Origin of the sequence: Streptomyces pathocidini, from assembly GCF_001418495.1 — a bacterium.
Lineage (GTDB): Bacteria > Actinomycetota > Actinomycetes > Streptomycetales > Streptomycetaceae > Streptomyces > Streptomyces pathocidini.
Genome location: NZ_LIQY01000650.1, coordinates 1 through 4,263, shown reverse-complemented (window position 1 = coordinate 4,263; position 4,263 = coordinate 1). Strand labels below are relative to the sequence as shown.

General features: G+C 74.0%; 3 protein-coding genes and 1 pseudogene. 1 reads left to right on the top strand and 3 read right to left on the bottom strand.

Translation table 11 applies throughout. From position 1 onward, the window contains the following. A pseudogene (locus AOK16_RS24065) lies at positions 1-620 on the bottom strand (sensor histidine kinase); the annotation flags it as partial. A 129-nt stretch (positions 621-749) separates the two neighbouring features. Continuing rightward, a complete protein-coding gene (locus AOK16_RS24060) occupies positions 750-1,979 on the bottom strand; it encodes a geranylgeranyl reductase family protein (protein ID WP_055474220.1) in 1,230 nt (409 codons plus the stop codon). Positions 1,980-2,223: 244 nt separating this feature from the next. Here AOK16_RS24060 and AOK16_RS24055 point away from each other — a divergent pair, with 244 nt between their 5' ends. Further along, positions 2,224-3,597, top strand: a complete 1,374-nt coding sequence (locus AOK16_RS24055; RefSeq protein ID WP_055474219.1) for a dipeptidase — start codon at positions 2,224-2,226, stop codon at positions 3,595-3,597. Positions 3,598-3,802: 205 nt separating this feature from the next. Here AOK16_RS24055 and AOK16_RS24050 read toward each other — a convergent pair. Then, positions 3,803-4,263 (bottom strand): NUDIX domain-containing protein (locus tag AOK16_RS24050; RefSeq protein ID WP_157859337.1); only part of this gene is annotated, 461 nt, incomplete at its 5' end.

Genomic DNA, 4,263 nt, shown 5'->3' with positions numbered 1-4,263 from the left:
ACGTCGTGCAGCTCGCGCGCGATCCGCAGCCGCTCCTCGTCGGCCCGGCGGCGCTGCGCCGCCGCCTGCTCCGCGCGCTGCCGCAGGAGCTGCTGGCGCCGTGTGCGGCCCAGCTCGGAGGCGGCGACGATGGCCAGCACCCAGGCGGCGACGCCGAGTTCCTGTCCCCAGGGCGCGGCGTGGTCGCCGCCCGGTGGCAGCCAGCGATAGAGCCAGTGCGCGACCAGCACGTGCCCAGCCCACAGAGCGCCGACCGCCGACCAGGCCGCCCAGCGGTGTCCGGAGACGATCGCGGTGAAGCACGCGATGGCGACGCTGATGAAGATCGGGCCGTACGGGTAGCCCGCGGTGAAGTAGGCCAGGGCCGCGGCGGACGTCCCGAAGACCGTCACCCGTGGGTACCGGTGGCGTACGAGCAGAAAGGCCGGGCCGACGAGCAGGAGCACGCGCGCGAAGGCGTCGATGGAGGCCCTGCCGGTCTGGTCGTGCGCGGCGAAGTTCGTGCCCACGGACTGGAAGACGGCCACCGCGAGGCAGGACAGCCAGGGCAGGCGGGCGGGGGGTGGCAGCAGCCACCGCTCCCACGCCCGCCCCGTCCAGTCGCCGCCCGCCTCCGTCATACCGGCAACGCTAGACCGGCCGGACCCCGAACCGCGTCACCCCAGCGTGGGTGATCGCATCTACTCCCCTGGTAGTAGGGGTATCGGGTCGGGACGGGAAGGGAGCCTCCCAGGACACCAACCGCCTGTTCAGGAGCGGTCCAGCGCCCCCAGGGTCCGGCGGGCCAGGCCGCTGCCGCGTACGAGTTCGGCCAGCGTCGTCTGGCCGCGGGTGATCTCGGCGAAGACGTGCCAGGCAGGCCGGAAGCTCGCCATCGCCGCGTGGACCAGGCCGGGGCGGCGCTCGAAGAGCTTCAGCATCCGCCGGCCGACGCCCATCTCGACGCCGAGCCCCGCCTTGATCGCGAACGCGTAGTTGAGGGCCTGGCGCCGCGCGTCCACCGCGTCGTGCGCCTCGGCGATCCGTACGGCCCACTCCCCCGCGAGCCGGCCCGAGCGCAGCGCGTACGAGATGCCCTCGCGCGTCCACGGCTCCAGCAGCCCGGCCGCGTCCCCGCAGACCAGGACCCGGCCGCGGGAGAGCGGCGAGTCGTCGGCGCGGCAGCGGGTGAGGTGTCCTGAGGAGACGCTCGGCTCGAAGCCGGCGAGGCCGAGGCGGCCGATGAAGTCGTCCAGGTACCGCTTGGTTCCGGCGCCCTGGCCGCGGGCGGAGATCACGCCGACCGTCAGGGTGTCCCCCTTGGGGAACACCCACCCGTAACTGCCGGGCAGCGGGCCCCAGTCGATGAGGACCCGGCCCGCCCAGTCCTCCGCGACCGTCTTGGGAACGGGAATCTCCGCTTCGAGCCCGAGGTCGACCTGCGCCATCTTGACGCCGACATGGGCCCCTATGCGGCTCGCGCTGCCGTCGGCGCCGACCACCGCGCGGGCCAGCGCCACGTCCCCGTCGCCCAGCATCACGGCGACCGTGCGCCGGTCGGGCACGGCGGGTCCGTGCTGCTCGACCCGGGAGACCGTGACGCCGGTACGGACCACGGCTCCGGCGTCCTCGGCCGAGCGCACCAGGCGCTGGTCGAACTCCGGGCGGTTGATCAGCCCGAAGAGCATGTTCCTGGAGCGGCGGGTCCGGGCGAGACGGCCGTCCAGGGAGAAGGTCACGGCGTGCACCCGGTCCCGCAGCGGGAGTTCGAAGCCGGGCGGCAACGCGTCGCGCGAGGGGCCGATGATGCCGCCGCCGCACGTCTTGTACCGGGGCAGCTCCGCCTTCTCCAGCAGCAGGACACTGCGCCCCGCGACCGCCGCCGCGTAGGCGGCCGAGGCACCGGCGGGGCCGGCACCGACCACCACGACGTCCCAGACCTTCTCGCCGCCGGACTCGGCTTCCCGCCCTGCTCCCTGCTCTGCGTTCTCGCTGCTCACCAGTTGCTTCCGCTCCCGATCGGCCTGGGGTCCGGGCCGCCGGGCCAGGCCCCGGCTGCCGCCCCTGCATCCTACGGCTCAAGGTCACCAGGAGCCCCTGTGGGATGATCTGCGGTACGCGGCCGCGCACCCCGAACCGGTACGGCGGCCCCCACACCGTCCCGTACGGCCATCTTCCGTACGGGGCCCGCAATCGGCCCACACTGCCGAGCACCCGACACCGCACTCACAAGGAGCGCCGCCCATGGAGCCGACCCCGGTCGCCCCACTCGCCGAATCCGTCACCGCGCTGATGGGGCGCGCCAGGACCGAGCTCGCCGAACTGGTCGCGTTCCGGTCGGTGGCCGACCCGGCGCAGTTCCCCAGGAGCGAGTGCGAGGCCGCGGCGAACTGGGTGGCGGACGCGCTGCGCGCCGAAGGCTTCCAGGACGTCGCGCTGCTCGACACCCCGGACGGCACGCAGTCGGTGTACGGCCACCTCCCCGGGCCCGAGGGCGCGCCGACCGTCCTCCTCTACGCGCACTACGACGTGCAGCCGCCGCTGGACGAGTCGGCGTGGCTGTCCCCGCCGTTCACGCTCACCGAGCGGGACGGCCGCTGGTACGGGCGCGGGGCCGCCGACTGCAAGGGCGGCCTGATCATGCACCTCACCGCGCTGCGCGCGCTCAAGTCCTGCGGCGGTGTCCCGGTCGGCGTGAAGATCATCGCCGAGGGCTCGGAGGAGCAGGGCACCGGCGGCCTGGAGCGGTACGCGGAGGCGCACCCGGAGCTGCTGGCCGCCGACGCGGTCGTCATCGGCGACACCGGCAACTTCCGGGTGGGGCTGCCGACCGTCACGGCGACGCTGCGCGGCATGACGCTCGTACGCGTCCAGGTCGACACGCTCGAAGGGAACCTGCACTCGGGGCAGTTCGGGGGCGCCGCGCCGGATGCGCTGGCCGCGCTCATCCGCGTGCTGGACTCGCTGCGGGCCGAGGACGGCTCGACGACGGTCGACGGGCTGGCGGGGGACGCGAGTTGGGCGGGCCTCCAGTACCCCGAGGCGGACTTCCGCCAGGACGCGAAGGTCCTCGACGGGGTCGGGCTGATCGGATCCGGCACGGTCGCGGACCGCGTCTGGGCGCGGCCCGCCGTCACCGTGCTCGGCATCGACTGCCCGCCGGTGGTGGGGGCGACGCCGTCAGTGCAGGCGAGCGCGCGGGCGCTGATCAGCCTCCGGGTGCCGCCGGGCGTCGACGCGGGCGAGGCCGCCAAGCTGCTGGCCGGGCACGTGGAGGCGCGGGTTCCGTGGGGGGCGCGGATCACGGTCGACCAGGTCGGGCAGGGGCAGCCGTTCCGCGCCGACACCGCGAGCCCGGCGTACGCGGCGATGGCCGAGGCGATGCGGGTGGCGTATCCCGGGGAGTCGATGCAGACGGCGGGGCAGGGTGGGTCGATTCCGCTGTGCAGCACGCTGGGGGCGCTGTACCCGGCGGCGGAGATCCTGCTGATCGGGCTCAGCGAGCCGAAGGCGCAGATCCACGCCGTGAACGAAAGCGTCTCACCGCGGGAACTGGAGCGCCTCTCCCTGACGGAGGCGCTCTTCCTCCGGAACTACGCGCAGTCAAAAACAGGTTGAGGCAACCGACTCCACCGGGAGGGCCAGACGTACGTCCACCGTTCCGGTGTGGGCATGCGTTCCACTAGGGGCGGAACGCATGCCCACAACCGCCCACAACGAGGGCCGAACCATGGCCCGCGGCGCGGCCAACACCCCGCCCGGCCGTACGGCGCGGCCCCGACGTGGCGGACGTCGGCTCATTGCCCGGCCGGCGAGGTCACGGTCATCCCACCGGCGTGCCCGCCTCAAGGTTCAGCGGAGTGCCCCGCTCCCGCGCGCGGAGGGCCCAGCGGAGGCGGTTGTAGCGGACCGGCGGGAGGAGGGACGCCGCTTCCGATTCACTGGCGAAGCGCCAGCCGCGGAGTTCCGCCCCCGGCAGGAGAACGCGTTCGGCCGCGCCGTCGAGCCGGCCCCCGTCGAAGAGGAAGCGGAGCCCGCCGAAGGCCGGCGGCCTCGGCGGCTCCCAGTCCACGACCAGCAGCCCCGGCACATGGTCGAGCCGTATCCCGATCTCCTCGGCCACTTCCCGGATCCCGGCCCTCGCCGGTGCCTCTCCCGCCTCGACAACCCCGCCGGGGAACTCCCACCCCGGCTTGTACGTTGGGTCGACGAGCAGGACCCGGTCCTGCTCATCGACCCAACGTACACGCCGGGGTGGGATTTCCCCGGCGGGGTTGTCGAGGC